Origin of the sequence: Amycolatopsis dongchuanensis, assembly GCF_039542405.1 — a bacterium.
GTDB classification, from domain to species: domain Bacteria; phylum Actinomycetota; class Actinomycetes; order Mycobacteriales; family Pseudonocardiaceae; genus Amycolatopsis_E; species Amycolatopsis_E sacchari.
Genome location: NZ_BAABIB010000135.1, coordinates 1 through 3,067 on the forward strand (window position 1 = coordinate 1; position 3,067 = coordinate 3,067).

The 3,067-nt window shown below is 67.1% G+C and carries 2 protein-coding genes; one reads left to right on the plus strand and one right to left on the minus strand.

From position 1 onward, the window contains the following. Positions 1-627 precede the first annotated feature (627 nt). Positions 628-1,908 (plus strand): DUF6923 family protein, encoded by a 1,281-nt coding sequence (locus ABFX51_RS32965; protein ID WP_346056063.1) that lies wholly within the window; start codon positions 628-630, stop codon positions 1,906-1,908. A 199-nt stretch (positions 1,909-2,107) separates the two neighbouring features. Here ABFX51_RS32965 and ABFX51_RS32970 read toward each other — a convergent pair whose 3' ends face one another. Further along, the gene (locus ABFX51_RS32970; RefSeq protein ID WP_346056064.1) at positions 2,108-2,986 is read right to left on the minus strand and encodes a phosphotransferase; all 879 of its coding nucleotides are present in this window, start codon (positions 2,984-2,986) and stop codon (positions 2,108-2,110) included. Positions 2,987-3,067 lie beyond the last annotated feature (81 nt).

A 3,067-nucleotide genomic window follows, 5' to 3' on the forward strand; every position in this document is an offset into this window, starting at 1 on the left:
TCACCCTCGGAGCCGCCATCACCTGCTACAAGAAACTCACCAAGTGAGACAAGCTCTAAATCAGCGCGAAGAAGGCCACGAGACGCTTACCCCGGGCGCCCCGAGAACGAACGGCATCAAGCAGCATGCGTCCCTGTATCGGGTTGACCACAGACCCGGGGTCAACCTGCGATACCTCGTGCTCGCCGGCGCCGGCTACGCCTTGCGCCGCCGCAGGCACCACACCGCCCTCGAGGAACCTGCTCGACGTCGCGGTCAGCGCCCCGGGCGAGCACGCGCGCGGCGGCGGTGACCGCCGAGCAGGTATGACTCCCAGCGGTGCTGACAGGTGCTCACAACGGGCCCACCGGACGACAACTCAGCTGAATCTTCCGGGCGGGTGGGCTCATGCGCCCGCAGGACAGTTGTTCGAAGCGTTTGCGCTGAGCAGGGTTCACAGAGCTTTCCCTGTCAATCAGACGGCACTCCCCTCACACAGCCGCTTCACCCTCTCGAGGGTTGCTCGCTCACCTTGAGCGAAGGGGGAAAGGGGACGCACGGGGGACCCCGAACGGGTACCTGCGAGAGGTCTGTGAGGGGGCTGCGGTCTTACAGGCGACCGTTCCAACCGGAGAAGGAGGCCGCTTCGTGGTCGCCACGACATTAAGACGGACTGGACTGCTGGCCCTGACTGCCGCTGCCCTGGGTGGCAGCTTCGCTTTCGGGGCCGGGACAGCGTCCGCCGCAACCCCGTTCGACTGCACCGGTCAGGTGTTTCTGGGCCAGCGGGTGAATCTCAGCAGTGCGCAGTTCTTCGCAGGGAGCTTCGGCAGCGGGAACATCAGTTTCACCAAGGTCGGGGCACCGGCGCAGGTGGACTACAACGCGATCGGGTTCAACACCAAGGACAACTACGTCTACGGCATCGGCGGTAGCCAGTCGGCACCCAACCTCGTGCGCATCGACTCCACCGGAGCCGTCACCACCCTGCCGACCCCCGCGGGTCTGCCGTCCGTTCTCACGCTCACGGACGGCAACAGGAACGGGTGGAACGTCGGCGTTTTCGACGATCAGGGCTATCTCTACATCGCGAGCAGCGCGCACCCCGCCCTGTTCGTCATCGACGTCGCGGCCAACAGGCTCGTCCGCACCGTGAACCTCACGGCTCCGCCCAACACGGGTGACATCACCTACGCCGCCGGGTACTTCTGGGGCGGCCTGGCCGACGGATCGGTCAGCCGCATCAACCCCACCACCGGGGTCACCGACGTCTTTCCGGGCGCGATGCCAGCAGGCGGCTACGGCGGTGCTTTCACTTACGGCAACGGTGATCTCGGCTTCTACGCCAATGCCGGTGTGCTCAACCGGGTCGCCGTGGCGAACCCGGGCAGCGCCAGCCCCACCTTCACCTTCATCTCCAGTCAAACGGGTCCCTCGTCGTCGGCCAACGACGCGACGTCCTGCGCCGCACCGGCGACCGACCTGAGCATCGTGAAAGCCGGGCCCGCCCAGGTCGAACAGGGGGGCACCGTCTCCTACACCCTGACCGTCCGGAACAACGGTGCGGGCGCTTCGTCCGGCTACACCGTGACCGACCAGATTCCCGCCGGGCTGACCAACGTCACGACCGGCTCGCCGGGCTGCAAGGTCACCGGCAGCACGCTCACCTGCACCGGCGGGGCGCTCGCCGTGGGTGACGTGGCGTTCATCGAAGTGTCGGGCACCGCGGACGGAACCGTGCGAACGCTGCAGAACGCCGCGACCGTGCGGGGCAACGAGCAAGACCCCAACCCCGTCAACGACACCTCCAACACCGTGGTCACCGAAGTGAACGTGCCACTCGTGTCCGCAGCCGTGGGAGCCGGTGCACTCGGACTGTTCGGCGGCGGCTGGGCACTCCGGCGACGCACCCGCCGCGCCACCGCATAGCGGGTCAACTCAGTGCGAGGTCGCCCTGCGGGTCCCGAATTCGTAGGGACCACGGCGTCATGACGGTGGTCGCTCGTCGGCCTTGCACTGACCGACGCCCTTCCGATGGAGCGGATATCGCGCGATGACAGCGGGACGGGGTTCGGCGCCACGGCCCGTCCCGCTGCCATAAACCATCGCGTACGCCGATACCAGCTGCTTAGAAGGGCGCCCAATCTCGGCGGCTTCCCCCTGTCCTGATGGCCTCGATCCGCTTGCGCACCTCGTCGGCTGCGCCCTTGTCGGACACCGCTTTCCCGCACAGCCACAGGGTCATGGAGATCTCTCGGTACTCAGCGAGCACGGGATACCCCGGCCACGTCATGACGTCGAACCCGTAGACCTCAACGAACTTGCGGTACTCATCCTCGGTGTGCCACCCGAAACGCTCGAAGAACAGCGCGGTCTGCACCAGGTCCCACTCCCGCGGGCCGGTGCAGAAGCTGTCGAGGTCGATCAGGAGCGGCTTGCCCTCACGGTCGAGGATCACGTTGCCCACGTTCGCCTCCCCGTGGATGACGCCTGGCTTAAGCGCGAAGTCCAGCGCTTCGTACCGGCTCCGTAGCTGCTCGATCCGCTCACGCATGAACGCGGCGTCGGTAGCGTCGACGCGCTCCAGGTCGGGGAGGTACTCGTCCAGCTTGGCGAACGGCCGGATCTGGGGGAGTGCCAGCGACGGGGGAGCCTCAAGCTCGTGGAGACGCCGGATCAGCTCCGCGACCTCGGGAAGCGGGGCGTACTCCTCCCGCTCCGAGGCGGACTCCCACAGCGTCGCGACCTGCCCGTCAAGCTCAACCGGCTGGTCGACGTCGAGCGCGCGCGTCGCCGGGTAGCTCTCGTTCGCGAGCCAGCGCGCCACCGCGACCTGTAGCCGGGCGTTCTCCACGGACTCGCCGTCGCGGCTGATCCGGACGATGACCGGCTTCGCCAGCCGGTAGACGGCGTTCGAGCCGATGCGGATCAGTTCGGCTCCTGCGGGGTCCAGACCGACCCGCTCGCAGACGGCGACCAGCGTTCGACGCGCCGTCTCCTCGGTCAAGGCTCCTGCCTTCGTCACCTAGCTGTGATGTTCAGGGACGTTGTCCCGGGTTGAGGTGACCGTTGGTGGCCTGTCGTGCTG